Source organism: Veillonella parvula, assembly GCF_032575955.1.
GTDB classification, from domain to species: domain Bacteria; phylum Bacillota; class Negativicutes; order Veillonellales; family Veillonellaceae; genus Veillonella; species Veillonella parvula_J.
On the sequence record NZ_JAWFXN010000003.1, the window covers coordinates 165172 to 188557 of the forward strand.

The 23386-nt window shown below is 37.5% G+C and carries 22 protein-coding genes; all 22 read right to left on the minus strand.

Translation table 11 applies throughout. The features are described 5' to 3' along the window. Window positions 1–80 precede the first annotated feature (80 nt). Window positions 81–2000, minus strand: coding sequence for an ABC-F family ATP-binding cassette domain-containing protein (locus E7L28_RS04945; protein ID WP_118091539.1), 1920 nt, complete (start codon window positions 1998–2000; stop codon window positions 81–83). A 28-nt stretch (window positions 2001–2028) separates the two neighbouring features. After that, the gene (locus E7L28_RS04950; RefSeq protein ID WP_118091538.1) at window positions 2029–3351 is read right to left on the minus strand and encodes a type II secretion system protein GspD; all 1323 of its coding nucleotides are present in this window, start codon (window positions 3349–3351) and stop codon (window positions 2029–2031) included. Continuing rightward, entirely contained in the window at window positions 3333–4181 is an 849-nt protein-coding gene (locus E7L28_RS04955; RefSeq protein WP_316061068.1) for a hypothetical protein, read from the minus strand. The genes E7L28_RS04950 and E7L28_RS04955 overlap by 19 nt, the downstream gene beginning before the upstream one ends. A gap of 125 nt (window positions 4182–4306) precedes the next feature. After that, a complete protein-coding gene (gene galE / locus E7L28_RS04960) occupies window positions 4307–5296 on the minus strand; it encodes a UDP-glucose 4-epimerase GalE (protein ID WP_077708306.1) in 990 nt (329 codons plus the stop codon). A gap of 9 nt (window positions 5297–5305) precedes the next feature. After that, a complete protein-coding gene (locus tag E7L28_RS04965; RefSeq protein WP_024061211.1) occupies window positions 5306–6742 on the minus strand; it encodes a glucose-6-phosphate isomerase in 1437 nt (478 codons plus the stop codon). An 83-nt stretch (window positions 6743–6825) separates the two neighbouring features. Next, window positions 6826–7104, minus strand: a complete 279-nt coding sequence (locus tag E7L28_RS04970; protein WP_077708305.1) for a DUF1294 domain-containing protein — start codon at window positions 7102–7104, stop codon at window positions 6826–6828. Window positions 7105–7124: 20 nt separating this feature from the next. Beyond that, entirely contained in the window at window positions 7125–8048 is a 924-nt protein-coding gene (locus tag E7L28_RS04975) for an NAD-dependent epimerase/dehydratase family protein (RefSeq protein WP_077708304.1), read from the minus strand. 22 nt (window positions 8049–8070) lie between these two features. Further along, window positions 8071–8796 (minus strand): ribonuclease H1 domain-containing protein, encoded by a 726-nt coding sequence (locus E7L28_RS04980; protein ID WP_004697169.1) that lies wholly within the window; start codon window positions 8794–8796, stop codon window positions 8071–8073. A 9-nt stretch (window positions 8797–8805) separates the two neighbouring features. Then, complete coding sequence (gene ybaK, locus E7L28_RS04985; RefSeq protein WP_004697210.1) at window positions 8806–9297, minus strand: Cys-tRNA(Pro) deacylase; 492 nt, start codon at window positions 9295–9297, stop codon at window positions 8806–8808. 81 nt (window positions 9298–9378) lie between these two features. Beyond that, a complete protein-coding gene (locus E7L28_RS04990; protein ID WP_004696999.1) occupies window positions 9379–10377 on the minus strand; it encodes a nucleoid-associated protein in 999 nt (332 codons plus the stop codon). 27 nt (window positions 10378–10404) lie between these two features. Continuing rightward, window positions 10405–11700: an AMP-binding protein gene (locus tag E7L28_RS04995; RefSeq protein ID WP_004697325.1), complete on the minus strand. Its 1296-nt coding sequence runs from the start codon at window positions 11698–11700 to the stop codon at window positions 10405–10407. A 1-nt stretch (window position 11701) separates the two neighbouring features. Further along, window positions 11702–12808 carry an acetyl-CoA C-acyltransferase gene (locus E7L28_RS05000; RefSeq protein ID WP_077708303.1) on the minus strand — a complete coding sequence of 369 codons (1107 nt, stop codon included), beginning with the start codon at window positions 12806–12808 and terminating at the stop codon, window positions 11702–11704. Between the two features lie 62 nt (window positions 12809–12870). Further along, a complete protein-coding gene (locus E7L28_RS05005; protein ID WP_004693338.1) occupies window positions 12871–13383 on the minus strand; it encodes a biotin transporter BioY in 513 nt (170 codons plus the stop codon). Window positions 13384–13391: 8 nt separating this feature from the next. Next, window positions 13392–13958 (minus strand): hypothetical protein, encoded by a 567-nt coding sequence (locus E7L28_RS05010; protein WP_008600605.1) that lies wholly within the window; start codon window positions 13956–13958, stop codon window positions 13392–13394. Between the two features lie 177 nt (window positions 13959–14135). After that, window positions 14136–14999 carry a UTP--glucose-1-phosphate uridylyltransferase GalU gene (gene galU, locus E7L28_RS05015; RefSeq protein ID WP_004693334.1) on the minus strand — a complete coding sequence of 288 codons (864 nt, stop codon included), beginning with the start codon at window positions 14997–14999 and terminating at the stop codon, window positions 14136–14138. A gap of 13 nt (window positions 15000–15012) precedes the next feature. Then, the gene (locus E7L28_RS05020) at window positions 15013–16566 is read right to left on the minus strand and encodes an LPS-assembly protein LptD (RefSeq protein ID WP_008600604.1); all 1554 of its coding nucleotides are present in this window, start codon (window positions 16564–16566) and stop codon (window positions 15013–15015) included. Between the two features lie 37 nt (window positions 16567–16603). After that, complete coding sequence (locus E7L28_RS05025; RefSeq protein ID WP_004693331.1) at window positions 16604–17716, minus strand: hypothetical protein; 1113 nt, start codon at window positions 17714–17716, stop codon at window positions 16604–16606. 108 nt (window positions 17717–17824) lie between these two features. Then, on the minus strand, window positions 17825–18271 hold the full coding sequence (locus E7L28_RS05030; protein WP_004693328.1) for a hypothetical protein: 447 nt from the start codon (window positions 18269–18271) through the stop codon (window positions 17825–17827). Between the two features lie 261 nt (window positions 18272–18532). Beyond that, a complete protein-coding gene (gene hypE, locus E7L28_RS05035) occupies window positions 18533–19540 on the minus strand; it encodes a hydrogenase expression/formation protein HypE (protein WP_077708299.1) in 1008 nt (335 codons plus the stop codon). Between the two features lies 1 nt (window position 19541). Further along, window positions 19542–20660 carry a hydrogenase formation protein HypD gene (gene hypD, locus E7L28_RS05040; protein ID WP_077708297.1) on the minus strand — a complete coding sequence of 373 codons (1119 nt, stop codon included), beginning with the start codon at window positions 20658–20660 and terminating at the stop codon, window positions 19542–19544. Further along, window positions 20620–20871, minus strand: a complete 252-nt coding sequence (locus tag E7L28_RS05045; protein WP_004693324.1) for a HypC/HybG/HupF family hydrogenase formation chaperone — start codon at window positions 20869–20871, stop codon at window positions 20620–20622. Before E7L28_RS05045 ends, hypD begins: the two co-directional genes overlap by 41 nt. 233 nt (window positions 20872–21104) lie before the next feature. Next, complete coding sequence (hypF, locus tag E7L28_RS05050; protein WP_004697256.1) at window positions 21105–23384, minus strand: carbamoyltransferase HypF; 2280 nt, start codon at window positions 23382–23384, stop codon at window positions 21105–21107. Window positions 23385–23386 lie beyond the last annotated feature (2 nt).

Genomic DNA, 23386 nt, shown 5'->3' on the forward strand with positions numbered 1-23386 from the left:
CCTATATTATGAGAAATTTCAATCTTTTGTCAATTAAAAGAAAATGATTTTAATTCCTTAATAATATATACATTAAAAAGCTATTCACATAGCCGTTCCCACTTCTCATATAATGAATCCAACTCAGTTTGAGTCTCTTCAATTTGTATGGAAATTTTAGACATTTCATCTAAATCTTGTTGTACTACAGGATTAGCTAATTGCACCTCATACATTTTCATCGTCGCCTCGAGGCGAGCAATTTCAGCTTCTACCTCAGCTAATTGTTTTTCTACCATATAAGCATTTGGCTTCTTCTGATTTTCCTCTATAGTTTCTGATGCTGAAAGCATTGACTCATTAGTAGGAGTAGCTTTACTATCACGCTTACTGCTCTCAGAGTTTTTCTCATTAGCTAATGCTAATAAGTCTTCTTGCTCTTTCAGCTTTTCCTTATAGTATGAATAATTACCGAGGTACTCTGTAATTTTACCTTCATCTAGAATTACTGTTTTTGTAGAAACTTGATCTAAGAAGTATCTATCATGAGAAATAATAAAGCAAGTCCCTTCAAATTGTTGTAATGCTCTTTCTACGATTTCTCGTGTAGGAATATCTAAATGATTGGTCGGTTCATCTAAAATTAGGAAATTATCGCCTTGAAGAAATAACTTAAGCAAAGCTAAACGAGCGCGCTCACCACCCGATAATTCACCTACTAGCTTAAATACATCATCACCTTTAAATAAGAACGACCCAAGCACATTACGCGCCTTATCCTCACTGTAGTTAAAGTGATTCATAATCTCTTCTACTACCTGCCAAGAATCGTGCAACTCTTCGTGCTCTTGTGAGAAGTAACCCACTTGTACCCGATTGCCAATATCTACATGACCATTTTCAGGGAATAATTCTCCTACAATAGTTTTCACCAGTGTAGACTTACCAGCTCCATTAGGCCCGATAAGTGCTACGGATTCACCACGTCGAACAACAAGAGAGATATCATTAATAATACGACTTTCACCATATCCTACAGATAAGCGATCTAGTACTAAAACCTTATCGGCACTCATTGCTGCAGGAGGGAACGAAAATTGTAAATGATGTGAAGTAACAGGTGCCTCTAGACGTTCTAATCGATTGAGTTGAGACTGACGACCACGAGCCATTTTAGACTTGATACCAGCACGGTATTTATCTATATAAGCCTCTGTTTTCTTAATGTACTCCTGTTGTTTTTCATAAGCCACCATATCTGCCTTTAAGCGTTCATCCCGTTGTTGAATATACCGACTATAGTTACCGCGATAGGTTGTAGCCTTGTGATTATCTAACTCTACAACACCTGTGACAATACGGTCTAAAAAATACCGGTCATGACTTACAATGAAAATTCCACCCTGATAGGCAGATAGGTACCCCTCTAACCACTCCAGCATATCCATATCTAAATGGTTAGTTGGTTCGTCTAAGAATAAAAAATCGGGACTACGTACTAATGCTTTAGCTAAGTTAATACGTGTTTTTTGACCACCTGAAAATGCATTAGCCGGCTTATCTAAGTCATCGTCAGTAAAACCAAGACCATAGACTATGCGCTTTGTCTTTTGCTCGTAGTCATACCCGCCTAACCATTCTAGACGATTCTGTAAATAATCTAAGCGTTGTAAATCCGATTCGCTAGCCTCTTCAGATTCCAATCGACTAGTGAGTTCTTTTAATTGTTTTTCCAATGCATGAACATCGGCCCAAGCCTTTTCTATTTCTGTAGCAAGGCTATCATCCCCCAGATTTACATCTTGTTGTAAATAGCCAATACTAGCAACAGGCGACTTGACTACATTACCTTCATCCAGCTCTTCATAGCCTAATATGCACTTTAACAAGGTAGATTTTCCAGCCCCATTAGGGCCTACCAAGGCGAGTCGATCACCTTCTTTTAACTCAAAGGACACATTGGAAAATACTTGGCGCACTCCAAACGATTTTCCAAGGCCTATCATTCGAATGCGTTCCATTCACAACCTCCTAATCATTTACTCTTCATTATACCACAGTTGCCCTCACTAACATTAGCATTTCTATAGAGTCTTTTGTTTTTCGACTATGACGGAATAATTTTCCTAACAAAGGGATATCTCCTAAAATAGGTATCTTTTGTATTTGATGTTGATCTCGATTGTCCATGAGTCCACCAATAACCAGCACTTCTCCTGGTTGTAATCGTACTCTTGTATGTGCTTGACGTGTGCTTATTTTATAGGCTTTCATTTCAGATACCATAATAGGTGTACTCACCTCTGCATGTATTTTAGCATCTACACCATCATCAGCAGTAATAATAGGAGTATAATTCAACTTAATGCCCACCTCTTCATAACGAGTAGAACGCTTTCGTTCTCCATTCACTTCCGATTCTTCTATAACTGGTATTCTTTCACCTATCAAGATATGTGCAGTCTCACCATTGAGAGCCATAATAGATGGCTTTGCAATTAGAACGGCTTTACCTGAGCTTTCCATAAGACTTAGCTCTGGTTTTACAAAGAACTTATAGGCCTCTCCAGTCGGAGTTTTGCCAAAGGTAACGGCACCATAGGAATGTGTTTTATCTTCTCCATGGCCGGTCAAGCTAAGCCAAGACCATCTAAATCCTTGTTCCTTAGCATAGGATTGTTCCATAGCAATGATGGTAGCTTCTAATTGCACTTGTTTTGGTTCCTTGTCGATAGCACGTACTAAGGTTTCTACACGTCGCTTTTCTCCACTCGTCAAATGCATAATTACTTCGTTTTGTTCTGAAAGCACTGCCATTTTATCATTTTTTACCACTGTGCCTACCACATTTTTCAAAGACTCAGCCGGCAAATGTTCAGGTGATATAACATATAGCTCTCTTTTTTCAAGTTTTTCATCATCAGAATCAATAAGAAGGGTATTATGCTCCTTCGATACGGAAAAATGATATAACTTACCTAATTCATTAATAATTGCTTCTGGTGATTCTCCCTTTACAGTGGCCGTAATACTCCCTTTTAACGACTCTACACCAATTACGGATATACCATAACTACGACAAATGCCTAAGACGGTCTCCTTTAAGGATGCATTGCGTACAGAAATCGTTATGAGTTCGTTCCCAACCTTTTTTTCATTTTTATCTACTTCACTACTATTTACGATAGTTTCAGAACTACTAGCAGTTATTCTATCATTTCTATTAGTACCTATCCTATCAGTACTATTAGCAAATACCATGAACGGAGTTACAAGCATGACGACCATCCATAAGCTTATTCGCAATATAACTATCACTATAATCTTATCTATATATTTTAGACCTAGAAAGTTTACTCGATTCTTAGCCACCGTGATGAACCTCCTTCAATAATTTCTACACCACTTGCAGTTATCTTAGATACTGATATTTCTTTCCACACACTTCCTATACTAACCATTTGTTCCTCTGTACCTTTTCGTAAAATGGCAATATTCTGTTGTCCCTCAATAATACCTATAAGCTCTATGGGATGTTGTTTGATAGGATTACTTATAGTAGGTTGTATACTGGATCCAACTCGTCTAGCACTAGTATCTTTAGATTTTAATTCAATATAATTACCACTATGCTTTTTATTATTTTTTTTTTGTTGATATTTTCCATTTCTACGACTTTTATCTTCCGCTTTTCCAAAAGTACTCTTTTCATCATCGGACTCATATAAATTATTATTTATATCAACGAAATTGCCATTACTATCTTTAGTCATCTTATTCTGACCAAGTAAATCATCTATAGGAATATCTTTAAAAACCTCTCGCCAAGGATTTGCTCGCTCAACACCGGTAATATCATATAATAATCGTCCATGAACATTGCTTTTTACCTCTCTATCCTTTACATTTTTTATATCACTTTCATCTTTAAAATAGTTCTTTCCTTTCCCTGTTCTATTACCATGTGTTGTTTCTTTTGATAATTTCTCTGAGCCTCGTTCATTTTGATTACCATCTCTACCATTAGATTGATCTAAACTAATATGAACATTTTCCTCCTCATGAGGATAAAAAATACCAATACCTAAAAGGGCCACCGCAATGATAAGGAAAATACCAAGTGCAAACTTATAGTGGCGCATAATAAAATGCTGCTTATCAATCCACATTTTCATACGTTCTATATAGTCTCGTAAATTCATAATCCACCTCCTGCTGACATATTCTAGGAGGCTCTTTTAAAATCCTACAAAAAAATGACTCTACCAGTCACCACGGTGACTAATAGAGTCATTCATTATATTGACAAATCAAAACTATTTGTTCTTTATTTACTACTAAACCCATCTGGATGAGATGTATGCCAATGCCATGCATCTTTGATAACATCAGCAACATTACTAAATTTAGGATCCCAACCAAGTAAATTTTTAATTTTTTCAGAGGATGCAATTAATGTTCCTGGATCACCAGCACGGCGATCACCATATTGAACAGGAATATCGATACCTGTAACCTCTTTTGCAGTCTCGATGATTTCCTTTACAGAGAATCCATTGCCACTACCAAGATTAAATACTTGAGATTCTCCGCCTTTACGTAAGTAGTCCATAGCCAATACGTGAGCAGTTGCTAAATCATTGACATGAATATAGTCGCGTACACATGTGCCATCAGCCGTATCATAATCAGTACCAAATACAGTTATATGCTCTCTTTTACCGCGAGCCGCATCTAACACAAGTGGAATCAAATGAGTTTCAGGATGATGGTCTTCTCCAATCATACCAGACGGATCTGCACCGGCCGCATTGAAATAACGCAACGCAACATATGTAGAACCATAGATAGAACTATAATCAGACATCATTTCTTCTATCATCAATTTAGTGCGACCATATACATTTGTTGGTTGCAGTTGAGCATCCTCACGAATAGGCACTACCTTTGGCTCACCATACACAGCAGCCGTACTAGAAAATACAAAATGCTTTATACCTGCGGTACGAGCAGACTCAATAAGGTGATAGGAACCAACTACATTATTTTCATAATAAATAGCTGGATTTTGCATGGATTCACCAACTTGTGAGTGAGCAGCAAAATGCATTACACCTAGGATGTTATGTTCTTTCATAATGCCTACTAGTTTAGGATCTGCAATATCCATATTGTAGAACTTTACCCCTTCAGGAATAGATTCTACATGCCCTCGAGATAAATTATCTACAATGATTGGTGTATATCCTGCTTGTTGTAAAGCACGTACAGTATGACTCCCAATATAACCAACACCACCTGTTACTAAAATATTCATAGTTCCCCCTCATGAATTATGTACATCCTTTGCTCGAGCCAATTTGGGCCCAATGAGACGCTTATAAACCTCTACCCCTGGTTGATCAAAAGCATCAACGCCCGCAAAAATGGACTCAAAATAAACGGCCCAACAATGCATAAACATAATTTCCCCTAAATGGAATGCGTTTAATGTTGGTACAGTTATAGTCATGTTAAAACGATTGTCACTAGACAAGGCTTCTCTATTAGCATCTAAAGCAATGTTTAAAATATCACAAATGCCTACATCAGATAGAGAGTGTAAACGTTCATATTGACTATAAGAATCTGGAACAATGAGATTATGTTTCCAGTCCTTAACCTTAATAAATTGAACTACCTTATTTAGGCGCCCCTCTTGATGCTCTTGAACTTGAGCATGCATATCCATAGTACCTACTGCAGCTACTGGCGTGCGGCCATATGGTAGACAAGTATTACTCATTTTTCCAAGAGATTCGGATAGGAGCTGTACATACCAATCAGATAATGAGTGGAGTGCTTCACTATAAGGCATAAACACCTCTATAATACGACCATATCGTTCAGATGCAATATATTTCAATAATGCACTTAAAAGGCCTGGATTTTTAAAAATGTCTTCTTCTTGACATGCTACATCCATAGATGCAGCACCAGCTAAAAATCCTTCAATATCAAATCCTACAAGAGCGGCCGTTACAAAACCAACTTCTGTAAATACAGAGAAACGACCACCTACGCCATAAGGAATACTATAGGTCTTCCAATTATTTTCTATCGCCATAGATCGTAAAATCGTAGGATGTTCATCATCAGATACATCTGTAACAGCTATCACTTCGTAGTTAATATTACGATCTTGTAAAGCCTTCTCCAAAATCATGAAGTTAGCCATAGGTTCAATGGTAGATCCAGACTTAGAATTAATAACGAGCATCACCTTATAATCAGGACCTTTTTTCTGAGCTTGACACTCTAACGTACGAATTAGCCCTACTAAGTAATCACCATCCACATTAAAGCCTGCAAAGTACATTCTAGGATAGCCGTCGCGTTCCTCTGCACTGTAGTTATTCCAAAATGCTCCACATTGCACATCAAAAATAACTTTGCTTCCCAAATAGGAGCCCCCAATACCTAGAGATACAACCGTATCAATATTATGGCGTGCATAGTCACGTAATTCGTAGAGCCGCTCTAACATATCTGGTGTATTGATACCATCTTCTGAAATATATGGAAGTTGGTAAAACAACACAGGTTCAGGTAAACCATCTTTAGAAACATGACCTTCTTCGAAGCCTGTAGAACGCAAAATATTTGTATGACGCCATACATTTTGTATAGCTCGTTCAAAATTATTCACATCGCGTTCTTGTATGCAACTTTCATTATATATATTAGCATAATCTAACTCAAAACCTGATTGTAATCGCAACATCAAATATCTCCTTCACTGACATTTTATGTACAATATTTTTTTATTATACCATAAAAGAATGAATAAAATATTAGTTTATACAATCATTTTACCCACAAGCCATAACCGAATCCAACTGCATATACAGACCAAAGTAATGCAAAAGGAATGGCTAATTTAAATTTAAGCTTTAACGTCTTATGACGCCATAGGACCATGCCTAATAAAGCACCAACACCCCCAAAGGCAAACGCTAAAAATAATAATGTAAACTCTGAAATTCGATCATATCCATTAATGGCACATAATTTATCATATCCATACAGACTAAATACGATAAGATTCCAAATACCTACGGTCACCCAAAATTGCGTATCACTCATATCCCCAAACCTTATTTTTCTTACTTATGATGAGCTTTAAAATATTCCAATGTCTTTTGTAAACCAGCTTCTAATGTTGTAGTGGCAATAAAACCAAAATCACGTTCAGCTTTCACATTACTTAAGCGCGAATGTTTAATATCCCCTATACGTTCATTTTCATAATAAACCATAAAATCTGTCCCACTAATAGCCCGGAATCGCGTAATCAACTCATTCACAGATGTTCCCATATTGGTAGATACATTATAAATACCTGTGCATTGACCATTCTCCATAGCCTTAATATTAGCATCTACCACATCATCTACATAAATGAAATCTCTAGTTTGCTCACCATCACCAAATACAGTTAATGCTTGCCCTTTGACAATCAAGCGGTTGAAAATACTGATAACACCACCTTCACCGCCATCACCTTGACGTGGTCCATATACATTTGCATATCTAAAGCATACTGTATTTAATCCAAAAGCTTCATGATAAATTCGCAAATAACCTTCTGCAGTAAGCTTTGTCAAGCCGTAAAAAGACGAAGGCATACCACTCAAGTCTTCAGTCAATGGCAATACTGCCAAGTCACCATATACAGCAGCTGATGAAGGCATTAAAAATTGTTCAACTTTCACTTTACGACAAGCATCGAGAACATTAATAAGCCCTATTAGATTTACATCACAGTCATAACTTGGGTTCTCCATGGAGGATTGAACCATTGTTTGCGCCGCTTCATGAAATACGATAGACGGCTTAAACTCTTCAAATACAGATAGTAATTTTGGATCTCGTACATCCATCTCAATAAATCGAGCATCTTCATGTACAAAGGAGCGCATACCTGTAGATAAATCATCTATAACGAGTACATCGTGCCCTAATTCAATTAATCTATCAACTAAATGGGACCCAATAAATCCGGCCCCACCAGTAACACATATATTCATAGCGCCCTCCCTTCTAATATCTTTAAATACCTGCACCTTGTTTTGCTAGTGCATCAGCCATTTCATTATATGTATCGCCTGTATGAGCAGCCACCTTGTGAAAGTATACTCGCACATGATTTTTTATAGAATCATAAAATGCTGAATACTCTTTGGTTAGCTCATTATTACGTTTCCATCTCTTAGTAGCCCACATTTCTATGCCCATATAATCATAGTAAAGTGAGCATTCAGAAATTCCATTATCAACAGCATATTTCATAACATGCATAGCAGCCAACAACTCACCAGCTACATTCCAAAACGATGTATATCGTTCATCAGTAGAGGAAAAAGAAAAAGTTTTCCTCTTGCCATTCAAAAAGATAACCCCACCTGCCCCAACAGTATTAGTCTCTTTATTATAACTACCATCGATATACCCAACCATATAGTTTGGAATAGTAAAATCTGGTTTCACAACACTTGCTGATACTTTACTTTGAATACTAGAACTAGAACCTATAGGCCTAGAATTTTTAGATTTAAACTTCACTTCTTGTGGCGATTTAAGTTCACTCTTTTTAGCGCTCATAAAATCACTTAAAGACAAACCTGAATTCTCTACAAAAGCACGTGCTTCTACTTCTGTGGAAAATGATTTGTAGATAGCACCACCATAGCCCTTTACTTGTTTCTCACAGTCAGACCATGTAGTGTAAACTCCTGGCACACGACCCTGACGAACAGCATAAAACTTTTTTGCCATACGCCCCCCTTAATGGTCCATTGTCAGTTCAACAAATTCAGCATTTACGACAGATGCCAAATCCTTTGGATTTACCTTCATTTGCATCCCGCGTAAACCTGCGCTTACATATACAAACTTTTGGGGTTCCATAGTAGCATCAAAATAGGTAGGAAATGCTTTTTTCATGCCTACTGGAGAACATCCACCGCGCAAATAACCTGTAATACTTAACAAATCCTTAACATGAACAAGCTCTACAGACTTATTATGACTAACACGTGCTGCCTGTTTCATATCTAACTCTTCAGCCACAGGAATACAGAATACTACATATCCAGTTTTGTCACCTTTGCCAACTAATGTTTTAAAGACTTGTTTCTCATCGAGTTTTAATGCTTCTACTACATGAAGGCCAGCAGCACGCTCTTCAGACCACTCATATTCGCTAATACTATAAGGTATCTTATGAGTATCTAAAATACGTAATGCATTTGTTTTTTTATGTTTCTCTTTACTCATCATAACCTCCATATACTAGCATAGCAAATAAATTTAATCATTACATAATATATTTCTATAGACAAATATAATTTTTCATTACTATTTATTTATGATTTTATTAATATTTTTTAATTCAATACGCAAAGTACCATCATCATTAGTTTTTATCTCAATAAACTCACGATTTTTCATATATTCTACAGGAAATGAAATCTCAATACCTGTATCTGTTTTAATCTTATGATGCTCTCCAACCTTCGTGGCGAACTCACGATTTACTGGCAAAGGACGCAGCATATCCGCATCAGCTAATTCTTTCTTTGCCGCCTCTTGTTGAATAGGATTCGCTTTAAATACCTCTTCTACAATACGAACAGGATCAACGGTATCTGATACTTCTGCATTTTTAGCAATCATAGATTTAGCGGTTGTCAACTCAACAACGCCATCAGACTCATGAGCTTGAGCCACCTTATCTACGATAGTCTTTACCTTTCTCACCGTATCTCGCGAGGATTGATTAGTCCCTAATTGCAAGACCTTATCTGCTAGGATATAGGATACCTCACCATCAAATTCACCTTTAGGTTCAAAAATACGAACACTAAAATTAGAGAGATTAATAGATGCAAAGGCCCGTAATTTTTGTGATGGCATAGGTAGTACTGCCTTATGAGAAACGAGTTCTGTAGCCAATGTACCATCATCTTCACTGAATAATTGATGGGTAAAAGCATCATGAGCTTGACACAAAAGAATACAAACATAAGGCATATCCGTAACGGCTTCACAGATAATTGTATCAATAACAACAAAATCAGTAGCTTGTTTCATGTATGTAAACAAGCTTTCACCTAAATTCTTACATAAATCAATAAACTTAAGCGCTCCATTTTTATAGTCTACTAATTGTTTGCCTACAGGACTCGCATCATGTAGGGTTCCGGTTCTAGCCCCTGGATCTTTAAAAGCCTTAACTACATGATTTGCTATATAATCTTGTATAGCTTGATCCCCAACCTTTAATTCATGTTCAGAATATACAGCTAACGAGGATGTAAAGTCGAAAATCTCTAGCGCCGCCTTATTAATCTGCATGATGCCTCCTTGTAGTACAAAAAATGTTTACCCTTTATTATACCACTCTTTTAACTTTCGTTTATCAACTTTTGAGCATTCCGTAAGGGGTAACATAGGAATTTCTATTATAGCTTTTGGCCACTCTACAGGAGGTCTTTTATTATGAATAAGTTCTATAACTTCACTCAATCTAGCCTCACCATCTAGCACCATATAAACTACGTAGTCTTCTCCTCGTATCTCATCAGCAATATCGATAATAGCAACCTCGGAAACCCCTTGTAAGGATTGTAAATACAATTCCATCTCTGGGATAGAAATTTTATATCCCCCTTTATTGATTACGTCACCTGCTCTCCCATTAAACATAAGATACCCGTCACTATCAATGTATCCACAATCATTTACAGTATACGTATTGGGAATCCCTTCAATACGATAATTTGTTGTCACATAAATGACATTATCATTCTCTGCGATTTTCACGGTTGGAAATGGTCTCCCTACCGTACCTTCTCGCGCTAACCATTCTTTACCAGTGCAATACGTTATATAGTTAAGCTCTGATGCACCATAGTACAAGATAAACTCCATATCAGGGCATATATGTTGTAACTGTTCCATTAATTGTCGATCCAGAACTTGAGATCCTGCAATGATGTATTTAATGGATGATAATTTACTTTTACAATGTCGAACCAATAATCGTAGTTTCGTTGGTAATGCATATATATGGTCTACATTGTATTCCTCTATAAGCTGCATCCATCTACTAGGACGCAAGGAACTCGTTGTAACAACAGTCCCTCCAGCCCATAAAGAGGCAATGACCATATTGCTAACACCTGTGAAACTAAAGTTTCCCTGTAAAAAGATTTTAGTATCTTTGTTTATATGAAAAATATCATTTTGAATATCAAAAAAATCGCGCCAAGACATTTCTCGTCTCCACAAAGGTTTTGGTTGTCCCGTAGTCCCCGATGTAAGTACCCCAAAATCAGCTAATGGCGGTACACCTTCATAGGCTATAACACGAGCTAGCTCATCTACATAAGCCGTATCCATCTCATTGTGACATACCATAGGAATATTACCTTTATGTAATGCCCCAAGCCACTGTGTAAGTTGTTCAACAAACGACAGTTCCTGAATTAAAAGAATCTTAGTATTTAATGTCTTTTTAGACTGAGTAAGATTTACAATGCGACTTGTATTATTAATATCTACCGATAGAATAGCATCATATAGTTCACCATATGTATATTGTATGTCATCTACGATTAAAGCCATTTTATGGGGCTCTAAATCTTTATGCTGTTGTAAGCGTTCAATAATTGTCATATTACATGCGTTCCATAATTAAAGCCGTACCTGTGCCCCCTGCACCAGCAATAGCACATAAACCATAGCGACCACCACAAGATTCTAAAGCAGCCATACAGTGAAGCACTAATATGGCACCAGAACATCCATAGGGATGTCCATAAGCTAAGGCACCTCCAAGCATGTTATATTTTTTAATGTGATTAGGGTACGCCTTGTTAAAAAGAACATCAATGATGGCAAAAGCTTCATTCCATTCCACCACATCAATATCATCCATAGTTAAACCTGTACGTTTTAAAATGCCTTCTGTGCTTTCAAGAGCGCCCTCCGGACTAAACTGAGGATTTCCTGCCCAAGGTTTAACGCTATGAATTTTAAAAGGACCTTTTTTATTAGATAAATATACAAAGGCCGCTCCATCATGAGTTAAACACGCATTGCCTGCATTTGTAATAGAGTCAGCTCCCAACAAAGGTTTCATCCTAGACAAGAGTTTTTCGTTCATCGTAGGTCGAATACATTCATCTATACATCTTTTACCATCTATAGTAATAGGCATAATATATGACTGTAAATATGGGTTATCTAAAGCTGCTGATGCTCTTTGATGACTGCCAATAATATGCGGATATAAATCTTCCTTTGTTACATTGTATTTATGAATAGTCCGCTCGGCCCCTTTGAGCATAGCTAAAGGCGATTGATCTTGGGGCGTAAATTGAGCTACCTTATAGGGACCTTCTCGGTCATCCCCAGATGCATACACCCGCTCTGGCTGTAACGACGAACTTTCAATACCGCCTGCAATAGCAGAATCCATAATACCAGACACAATATGTGCATATGCTATCTCAATACTCATCAAAGCTGAGGCACATTGCATATCAACGGTGATAGCAGGCACAGAATTTGGTAAATTACACATAAGACCCATGAGACGGCCAAGGTTACCACCAGTACCAACTGCATTACCACAGAAGATTCCATCTATATGTGAAATAGTATAACGATTAATTATTTCATCAATTACTTGAGAGCCCAAAATCTCGGGTCTCATATGTTTATATTGTCCATTTAAAACGCCGATAGGACTTCTAAGCCCACCATGAATATATACTGACATATATACTCCTTCTATTAAAAGCAAAAAAGAGGCATCCCGCAGAATGCCACTTTAATTGTATTCTAAATTTTAACTTTAGTTGCTAACCAAGAAGCAACCAGACATTTTACGATATCTCCAGGAATAAATGGGAACATGACTACAGGCAAGGCCGCCCAAAGTTCTGTTTTTGTAACAATCATAAAACCTGCTACACCAAAGAGGTACACTACAGGAATGGTAATCACAAGAGATCGCCAGGCATAAGAGAAAAAGCTTTTTTTAGAACCTTTAAATATACTTAGTAATGTATATGCAACTGGCCAAGAAAAAATAAAGCCACCTGTTGGTCCCAACAATTTGCCAAGACCAGCCGTACCGCCAACAAATACTGGTAACCCAACTGCACCAAGCAAAATATAAATGATAAATACGATAAGTGCATCCTTAGGCTGTAACAATAGGCCGATTAATGTGGCTACCAAAGTCAAAGCCGTTACCATAGCGGGACTAAATGGCAATGGGAAAGAAATATATGCTGAAATACATAATAAGGCTGTTAATAAAGCCATTTTTGTTAAACGTCTTGTTTCCATAATTACCTCTAACTAATACATCTTTGTTTCAAAGATGATGAATCTTCATTTTCACCAAAAAACGTAGCCGAAAATGCCAATGTATCGCCAATGTAACCTTCTACATGAGCATCTTCAGGATATTCCACCAAAGTTACCTTGTCATCTGCAATAACTGGTGCATGAAAATAAATCGCCATTTGCAGAGCAGATTTACTAATATTCCAAAAATCCCACATCGTTTCTAAAATCATGCAGCCAGGAACAACATAAGGATTCTCACGATGGATGGGGTTCGTATCATTAATATCATTTACAAATCGTATGACCTCTTCCTTAGAGAAAGATATAGCACCATCTGTTCCCTGTTGGTTTATAGTAGAACGAATGTTAAATTGTTTTGGCACTGGTCGTAAATCGACCATTAAGAAGCCAGTCGTATCCATAATACCAATTGTGGTGGTTTTAGCTACTTTCGATACAATTTCACATACGGTTCTATCACTACCTGAGGAATCATAATGCATATGTTTAATAACGCTATGTCCTGGCAGGTTCAAATCATTATTACATAATGCTTTAAATAATGTTCTCATATAATCACAGTCCTTTTATTTATTCAATATCTTGATTATAATCAACATTATTTCATTCGTCAACAAAATGCATTGTTCATATGTTAACAAATAAATATCAAATGAGTTTGAAACTATAAATAAAAAGAGCCTATGACATATATCATAGGCCCCTCACATGGAAGTCTCATAGATTATCTATTTTAGATCTAATTCCTTTAGGTAAGCTTTAAAGCTTTCACCCAATTCTTCGTTGCGCAATGCATACTCAACAGTGGCTTTTAAATAGCCCAATTTATCCCCTGTATCGTAGCGAATACCTTCATATGCTAATGCATACGTATCCGTTTTAGAGGCTGCCAATGCATCAGTTAATTGGACTTCATTACCTACACCAGGCTTAGTAGCTTCTAAGATATTGAAAATATCTGGTGTTAAAATATAACGACCTAATACAGCGAGTCGAGATGGAGCATCCTCTTTCTTAGGTTTTTCCACCAAGTTATCAACGCGATATAAATTATCAGCCAATGCTTCACCAGATACAATACCATAAGAACTAACTTTATCTTCCGGTACAAATTGAGCGCCTAAAATAATACCAGGATGCTCATTATAGCAATCAATCAACTGTTTTAAGCATGGATTTTCTGGATTGTAAACAATATCATCACCAAGTAATACTGCAAATGGCTCATCACCAATAAATGCTTTTGCACACAATACAGCATCACCAAGTCCACGAGGTGCTTTTTGACGAATAAAGTGAACTTTAATGTCCGCCAAATCCTTAATCATAGCCAATGGTTTATTTTTACCTTGACTTTGTAATAACAATTCTAATTCAACACTACTATCAAAATGGTCCTCAATAGCACGTTTATTACGACCTGTAATAATTAGAATTTCTTCAATCCCAGAATCTAAAGCTTCTTTTACAATGTATTGGATAGCAGGTGTATCGACAATAGGAAGCATTTCTTTTGGTTGTGCCTTGGTAGCTGGTAAGAAACGTGTACCAAAACCAGCTGCTGGAATTACAGCTTTTCTAATGCGTTGCATAGTATTCTCCTAACTAAAAGTCTTTACCTACAAATTTAATTTTCCATTGATCATTTTTATTTTTATGTCCATCTTTATATGTTAAGTACATATCGAAGGAGTGTAAATCACGATGCCATGTATAATAGACCGAATCAATATCCCCACTCATCATGTTATTCTTAACACTTACAGAAATATCATCAAGGCGAGTCAATTTATAGGTACCACCATAAATAAGCTCTTTTGGAAGCTCTGTCGTATCAAAACGATAAGGTGAATTATTGTAGGTAATATTTCGTTGATTATAGCTAACCCATACATTAGCACGATTACCAACTTTAGATTGGAATCTAGCCCCCCAATAAGGCATGCTACGGATACTACCATCATAGCCATAGTAGTCACGTTGGTAACCACCTAAGAAGCGCAAATCAGCATTTTTGCCAAGCTTAATAGGATCATGAGAAACTTCTGCATAATATTCTTTATGAGAACCTTTTACAGAACCCTCTTTCCAATAACCAGCATTAATACCACCACGTACAGTAATTGGAGAATTCCCTACATGATATGTATGAGTATCCAAACGAGCTTCACCTATTTTTTCTACCCATACTGTTTCATCATTATATTCATTAGACTCCTTGCTATACCCAACAGAAGCAGTCCCCCAAGGTAAATAATGACGATATCCCACCTGAGGTTTAAAACCAGATTTAGAATACCAACGATAGTCAATATAAGCTTCACCGTTTTTACCGATAGGATATTCTGTACTACCATGTAAGCCAATACCATCATCGTTACTATACGTAGGTTTTGGTATTAAGGAAAAAATACTAAATTTGCCTTCTTTGTCATGACGCAATGAAGTCGTATAAGATGGCAAGGATAATACTTTAAAGTTTTTAATATAAAAGGATGGTTTTTTAATAACGACTTTATCACCAGGATATACCTGAATATCTTGACCCTCCACACGATAATCTGGAGTATGAACAAAAGCCATTGCATGTTTTGTAGTTACCATGCCCTTTTCCATATGGCCTATTTGTCCATCAAAAGTAGCGTTATTGCCCTTTACATAATAGGGATCGCTCCATCCCATGGCTTGGTCCGCCTCAAAGTGACGATCGCTAGTGCGATACGTCATATTTTGACCTGTAATATCTTTTGTTTTACCGCCATCTTCCAAATAGCGATAGCCCCCAACAGTACGATACTCTGTAGTTTTAGTATTACCTTCAATACGTGGAGCCATCAAAGTTTGATTACCTTGAGACACCACAACATCGCCTTGAGCATATACATCACCTGTAGAGCCAGTATAAGACATTTTGTTAGCATCGATACGTGTAGGCAACTGTTCAGCAGGAGTAGCAGATTTCGCTTTTTCACCACGACGTACAACACGGATATTACTATATTCAGGTGTAGATGCTTTAGAAATTTCTCCTGCATAGGATTGACCTACGCTATCCAATGTATCTTGATATACAATAGTTGACTCAGTAGCGGCCCATACAGGTTGTGCTAAACAAACAACACATGCCGCTGCCAGCCATTGTACTTTACGTTTCCTCATGGTTACTAGAACTCCTATTACTTTAAGAATTTGTTAATTATTGATTACGCTTTACAACAACGATAGGTTGAGAAACATTTTCTACAGGTTCTTCTGGCTCCTCAACTGCTGTAGCATCTTCAGCTACAGCTGCATTTTCATCAGTATCATTATTTTCTACATATTCTTCAGATTCACCTGTTGTATTAGGTACAGTTACAGCATCAGCTAATTCATCATCACTATGAGCTAAACCATCACCACCAATAACAAGACCTTGAATTGTTACGGAATCTTGAGGTTGTACATATACAGTAGCACCAGCTGGGTACTCAATATTTTTACCTTTGATGAAAGCGCCCCCTACAAGCCCAACAGGACCGAGTAGAACTGCGCCCGCCACAGATGCACCTGCTGCTTTAACTTCACTACGAGTTTTATCCTTAGCCTCTTTACCTTGTACAGCAGTAAATTCTGTACCATCAATAGCTGGGATTGTATCAAATGTAATATCTAACGCACCATTACGACCAAAGGAACGAGCCTTTTTCAAAGAAGTAATTGTTCCGGAACCTACAGTGCCCGCAGGTACTAATAAGACATTGCCATCCATTACATTTTCTGCAACAGTAAAGGATACAGTATCACCTTCACGACTAGTTTTAGAAGAAACCGCTTCATTTAAAGTCACTTTGAACACTTGGTTACCAGACAATGTGCCTACTTGGTTAGTAAGAGACACATTGCTACCATATACCTTTGTCTTCAAAGAAATAATACGTTTTTGTAAGGAACCGCTACCAATGCGACCATTAACACTACGTTCCATCTTTTCTACACGGTCTACAAGAGATCCTGCGTTAATGCTATTTTGATATGTATATTCCAATGCATCCATTTCTTCGCGCAAAGAAATATTAGTACCACTGCCTTCTACGGAATTGTAGAGGGAGTCAACACGTTTGCTCAATGTTGCGGAATTACCATTGAAACCAGTACCATACACGGTTTCATCAAGTTGATTAATGCGGTCCACAACAGCACCATCTTGTACAGTTCCATATACAGTAGTTTCTAAAACATTTGTTTTTTCAGTTACTGTACCAGGAGCGGCAAATGCAGTGCCTGAAATTAGGGATGCCATTAAAAGTGTAAGTACTTGTTTCTTCATAAATTCCTCCACAATGTATCTAATGTATAACTGTTATACAACAGAATAAGCACGGGCCTAAGACCGTGCTTATTCCCTGAGTCTATCAATTTATATGCTCAGTGGCCATTAAATTTTCAAATCAATAATAGCAGATACACCTACGCCTTGAACACGAGATGCACCAACTGGGTTTGTGCTATCAACAGGAACTAAGCCTTTGACACGAACCATACCATTAAAGCTACCTTCTACTTGAGCAACAGCTTTAACTTCTTCAATGCTAGAAGCAGGCCCAGTAACTTGAGCAGCACCGATATAACCTTTTGTACCAATACTGATAATAGGAACTACTTTAGTTGTATATTCAGTACTCAAGTTATTTTGTTTCAATAATTTATTTAGGAAAGAGTCAATTTGTGGACCAAATTTGTTAACAACAATGCCGATACCACCAATTTTAGCTGCACCACCAAGAATGCTACTAAGTCCACCAGCTTGAGTTGTCAAGATACCACCAAATGCAGTTGTAGTTAAACAAATCCCTAGAACAGCTGTAATAATCTTCTTTTTCATAATAAGCCTCCTATAGATACTTATATTTTAACAAATTCTATACATAGATTCTAGTGAAAGTATAAGAACTTACACATAAAGATACTAACATAATATAGATTTTCGATGAATTCTTAATGAATTTTACGCAACTTAATTTAATGCTATCATCAACGATAAATCGTGTCAATATCTAATACGAGCTACATCTAGAAAGCTCAAAAATTGAAATAAAAAGATTAACAAAATGATATAGTTTAATTACTTTTATTAATTATAAATTTAACAAATTCGTGGAACCTGATCTTCGCCTAATAAATCAATCAAACGAACACCTCCAATAGCCGTTTGTAGACCAACCTTACCAATATTTTTATCTAAAGTTTTACCAATTAAAACTGCTTCGCTTCCCTCTTCAAAACTATGAAGAATCTTGAGAACTTCGTCCGTAACAGATGGTTCAACGATAAGAACTACTTTCCCTTCATTCGCTAAATATAAAGGGTCATACCCCAATATATTACATACTGACTGCACTTCTTCATGAATAGGTATGGCCGTTTCTTCAACTTTAATGCCTACTTGACTCTGATCAGCGATCTCTTTTAAAACGGTACCTAGGCCACCACGAGTGGGATCTCTCAACAAAGCAACTTGAGTTCCTACTTTATCTAATACTGCTTGAACCATCTTATTTAGTGGTGCACAGTCAGTTGTTAAGGAGTCAGATAAATCTAACCCAAACCGTTGCCCCATAACGGCAATGGAGTGATCTCCAATAGCACCTGACAAAATGATATCTAGCCCTGCTTTCACACGATGTGGACCAATATCTATTCCATCTGGAATCATGCCAATACCAGCAGTATTAATGTAGATTTTATCTACTTCGCCCTTTTTAACGACCTTTGTATCACCTGTAACAATTTGAACATTTGCGGCTTTTGCCATTTCTGACATAGTGCGAAGAATTTCATCTAGCTCTTCAAAGGCCAAACCTTCTTCTAAAATAAGACCACAACTTAAATATTGAGGTATCGCGCCATTCATGGCTAAATCATTCACAGTTCCACAAACAGCCAACTTGCCAATATTACCACCAGGAAAGAACGCAGGTTGCACCACATAAGAATCTGTAGAGAAGGCCATGCGCCCGGCTGTAACAGGAAACTGGGCACCATCGTGTAGGGGCGCCAATAAATCATTTGTAAAATATTTCAAAATAAAACGGTCCGTCAACTCATGACTAAATCGTCCACCATTACCATGGACTAAGCGAACTCGTTCCATATTAATCCTCCCACGTCGATCCACCACTAGAATAACCATATTTATACCATGCAGCACAGCTACCCTCTACAGATACCATACAGGCACCCACCGGATGATCTGCGGTACAGCTTTTACCAAATAACGGACATTCACTCGGTTTAATAAGGCCTTGCAAAACACGTCCACATTGACAGCCTTTAGGATCAAGAGATGGTTTATCCAAGTTAATAGGAAGGACAAGCTCTACATCATAAGCTGCATACTCACCCTTTAATGCTAAACCAGAGTTAGGAATCACACCAATACCACGCCATACATCATCGCATACTTCATATACTTCCTCGATCATAGCTTGGGCTACAGGGTTTCCCTTCTGCATAACTACAGAATGATACGTATTGCCCACCACAATATTACCAGACTCACGTTGCTCTAAAATATTAGCTATGGCAGACAATATTTCTAAGCCATCAAAGCCAGCGATACAAGATGGAATACCGTATTCTTTGGGCAAAAATCGGTATGGTTCTTCACCAATAATAACACTCACATGGCCAGGTAAAATAAATCCATCGATATGACCTTCTTGTTTATCTAATAGTGCACGCAATGCTGGAGGCACTAATTTATGAGATACTAAAAAGAATACATTCTTAAGTCCTGCTGCGTGAACGGCTTTCACAGTAGCACATATAATCGCAATAGTCGTTTCAAAGCCAATAGCTAAGAATACTATTTTCTTTTCTGAATATTTTTTGCTAAGTTCTATTACCTCTAAAGGCGTATAAATAACATGGATATGAGCTCCTTTTGTTTGAGCTTCATTGAGACTACTATAGCTACCTGGAACCTTTAACATATCCCCAAAGGTAGCAATAATAACATCCTCACGTTCTGCATAGGCTAAAGCCTTATCCATATAGGTTTGATCAGTTACACATACTGGACATCCTGGTCCACTAACAAGTTCTATGCCACTTGGCAATAATTGACGAAGACCTTCTCGGAAAATCGATACTGTATGCGTACCACAAACCTCCATAAGCCGCACAGTTTCACCGGGCTTATGAAGCGCATTGATGCGCCTTAACAAAGCATCAGCTGTGTGCTGCTTTTCCTGCAAAGTAAGCTTCTTCAAGTTCTTCTAACTCCTTAAAGGCCTCTAATGTTTTTTGAGCCTCTTCTTCATCAACAATTTGTACAGCAAAACCTGCATGAACTAACAACCAGTCCCCGACCTTTGCATCTGGTACGAGGAGCAAGCTGCAGTCACGGGTAGCACCTGTCAATTCAACGGTACCAATAGCATCATTCACAGCAATCAATTGCGCTGGTACAGCTAAGCACATATTATCTCCTTATCTATATCATTTATAACAAGTTTTATATACATTTACTTCAATAAAACAGCTCCGAAATATATGAATAAAATTAATATTATTGTATCACAGTTACACTCATTATTTAGTGATAGTGTGCACAAACAACTAGAACTTAAACTAGCTATGGCACTCACATAGATTAAACAATATTCAGGACATTACTAAATAAATTTATCTAAGAATAAGAGCTATATGACAATTTATAATTGATTTCCTAACCACAGTTGTCCTAAAGCAAGTCCACCATCATTAGAGGGAACCGCTTCATTCATATATAAATTACCTATATGCCACGTCTTATATATAAATTCTAATAGTTTACGATTTTGAAATACACCACCAGACATAGCCACATCACTAATATTATATCGCTCCATCAAGTCTGCAGCCGTTTCGCATAGTGCGATTGCCATTGTTTTATGAAATGAAGCGGCTAAATGAGCTCGACATTCACCACGAACAACGCCATCCATAATAGATTGAACTGTAGGTGTAAAATCAAGAATATGTCCGTCATAATTGTAAGCAAGTAGTGATCCTTTTTCATCACCACATAGAGTTTCTAAGGAAATGGCAATTTGTGCATCATAACTATGGACCATACCAAGACCTAATAAAGCACCTACAGTATCAAATAATCGCCCACAGCTTGTAGCTTGAATCATGGGCATCGTAGATTGTAATGCTTTATCTAAAATTTCCCATCCCTTTGGAAGTTCTTTCATCCACTCTTTATATACAAAAGGGATATCATCGCCATAATAATTACGAATATACCATAAGGCTTGTCGCCAGGGTTCAGAAACAGCCTTTTCTCCACCAGGCAATGGAGCCGCATGAATATGTGCCAATCTCTGATATTGATTGCCTTTACAAAGGAGAAATTCCCCCCCCCATATAGTCCCATCTGGTCCATAGCCAGTACCATCCATAGCAATTCCTAGTACCAGCCCCCTTAAATTGTGTTCTGCCATAACAGACGCTATATGAGCATGATGATGCTGAACAGGTATAACAGAAAGATGGAAACTTTCACCTATTCTTTCACCTAACCGAGAAGAGAAAAACTGGGGATGACTATCTATAATAATCTTTTCTGGTTGTATAGAAAATAAATTTTTATATCGCTCAATGGTCCATTCTAAGGTTTTATGAGTAGATGCATTCTCTAAATCTCCAATATGGGGTCCTACAAGAGCTTCACTACCTTTATTCACAGCAAACGCATTTTTCAAATCACTGCCCATAGCTAATATCGAAGTTTGTTCTAAACAGTCACAATGAATTGGCTCAGGTACATAGCCACGACTGCGACGAATAAATCGAGGTTTATTATTGATGACCACCACCACAGAATCATCAAGAGGAGCATAGATTTCACGATTATGAACGAGGAAATAGTCTGCTACCTCACCTAGTTCATTAAACGCTTGGTCGTCATTATATAATACGGAATCACCACTTCTGTTACCACTGGTCATAACCCAGGCTGCATCAGAGGGCAATAACACCTCATGCATTGGTGAATAAGGCAACATCACACCCAACATATGATTGTCAGGTGCAACGTGAGGACTTAACCGAACAGAACTATTATGATTCCTTTCTAATAACACAATAGGACGTTCCATCCCCGTTAATACATCTAGTTCTACATCGTTAATATGTACTAACTCAATCGCCATATCTAGAGATCCCACCATTATTGCTAATGGTTTATGCGGTCTATTCTTCCGCTTACGTAATCGTTGTACAGCAGCGTCATTTCTAGCATCGCAAACAAGATGATACCCTCCTACACCTTTTATGGCGATAATATTACCTTCATTGATCAATTCCCGCGTAGTATTCCATACATTTACCGTATCTACAGCCGTGCGATTTGGCTTGTATAAAGTATACCAAGGCCCACAATAAGTGCATGCATTTGGTTCAGCTCTATAACGACGCCCCTCTATATCTTCATATTCAGCCTTACAATCTTCACACATGGGGAACTCATTCATCGTCGTCCGTTCTCTATCATAGGGCAAAGATTTGATTATCGTATACCTTGGTCCGCAATTTGTACAATTGATGAAAGGATATTCCTTTCTACGTTTATCTTGTTGTAACTCTTTAAGGCAATCATTACAAGGCGCAGTATCAGCACTAATAAAGGTACTCACGGATTCACCTAAAGGGGATGCCTGCACAACAAAATCACTTTCATGCATATTAAGTGTAAGATGCTGTACAGTTTGACTAGTAATACGACATAAACGAGGTTGCTCCTCTTGAACAGCATCTAAAAATAACTGCAATTCACCTAGAAAACCTTGAACTTCAACATACACGCCTTGACTATCATTATATACAAAACCTGTTAATCCTAGAGAATGGGCCAACATAGAAACAAGGGGTCGGAATCCGACCCCTTGAACTATACCGGTATAGCGAATTCCCCAGCGTTCTGTAGTTTGATTACTATTTTGTTTCATAT